Here is a 1,308-nt window from a genome sequence, read left to right on the forward strand (position 1 = left end):
CCGGGCCCGATGGCATTCTCGCGCTCGCAACGCACCCTGAGCGGCCGGGCCGCGTCGTCGCCGGGCTCGCTTCCGGCCGGGTTGCCATCTCGCAGGATGGAGGACGCACATGGAAAGATCGTGCCATTGGAAACGGCGAAGGGGCCGTCGACACGGTCACCATGTCGGCTGGCCAGCCCGACATGATGTACGCCGCGATCCGCGGTGACGGCATCTGGAAAAGCGAGGACGCCGGTCGGAATTGGAGCCTAGCAATGGACCGCCCGTGGCTCGACAATGCGGAGCGTGATCTTCGGGCGCTTGCCTCGGTCGATCTCGCGACCGGCATGGGCGGGATCTGGATCTACGCGGGCACCGACACCGGGATCACTCGCGTGCCGGATTGCTTCTGCCGTTGGCAGGACGTTCAGCCCGGCAACGCGATGGACGCTCTGGTAGCCGGCGACGCACCTCCACCCGAAGCGCCACTGCCGTCGGGCGAGCCGGTCCGTGCACTGGCTGGCGCGCATACCGCGTCCGAAACGCTCTACGCCGCCCTGCCGTCGGGCGTCTGGAGTTCACGGGACGCCGGGGTCGTCTGGTCTCGTTTGACGTCGGGTGACGCGTCCGCCGTGGCGGTGAACCCGATCGATCCTAAACACATCGTTGCCGCTCTGGATGGCGGCCTGAAGCAGAGCCGCGACCGCGGCACCACCTGGTTCGCGCTCTCGACCTCCTGAAGGATTTCATCATGAAGAATGCTCTCGTCATCACCTCGATCGCGGCCGTCGCGGTCGCTGGAGGTATCGCCTTCGCCACATTGTCCTCGGCGCAGGACTCAAGTCGGTCGCCCACTGCCGCTATCGCCGCGACGGAACAGACCGCGCCGTCCAGGCAGATCACGATCTGGCGGGATCCTAACTGCGGATGCTGCGACACCTATGCCGAATATCTGGAAGCGAAGGGCTATCAGGTGACCCGCGTCGACGATCCGGGTTTTGATCGGCGCTCAGTCGATGTCGGGGTGCCGCAGGATGGGATCGGCTGCCATCTCGCCGAGATCGACGGCTACTACGTCAGCGGCCTCGTGCCGGCGGAGATCATCGAGCGCCTGGTGACCGAGCGTCCGCAGATTGCCGGGATCACGCTTCCCGGAATGCCGGGCAACGCCCCCGGAATGGCGCCCGAGAAGACCGGCACGTTGAGGACCTATGCCTTTGGCGAGGCCGGGATCTCCGTCTACTCCGATGAGTGAGTGCATGGGGGGAATGATGGGCGGGCCGATGATGGGCCTGATGATGGCGGGCGGCGGGCTCGTGGCCTTGCTCG

2 protein-coding genes are annotated in these 1,308 nt (G+C 66.4%); both read left to right on the forward strand.

Annotated features, from left to right (window positions below):
• Positions 1-719, forward strand: a 719-nt coding sequence (locus tag H9Q09_RS22315; protein WP_210315479.1) for a hypothetical protein, incomplete at its 5' end; no start/stop codon positions are given.
• An 11-nt stretch (positions 720-730) separates the two neighbouring features.
• A complete protein-coding gene (locus tag H9Q09_RS22320) occupies positions 731-1,234 on the forward strand; it encodes a DUF411 domain-containing protein (RefSeq protein ID WP_187392894.1) in 504 nt (167 codons plus the stop codon).
• Positions 1,235-1,308: the final 74 nt, after the last annotated feature.

The sequence above is a fragment of the Aurantimonas sp. DM33-3 genome (genome assembly GCF_014334315.1).
GTDB lineage: Bacteria > Pseudomonadota > Alphaproteobacteria > Rhizobiales > Rhizobiaceae > Aurantimonas > Aurantimonas coralicida.

Coding starts and splice junctions, on each gene's coding strand:
- H9Q09_RS22320 (WP_187392894.1), top strand. CDS start 731: ATGAAGAATGCTCTCGTCATCACCTCGATCGCGGCCGTCGCGGTCGCT.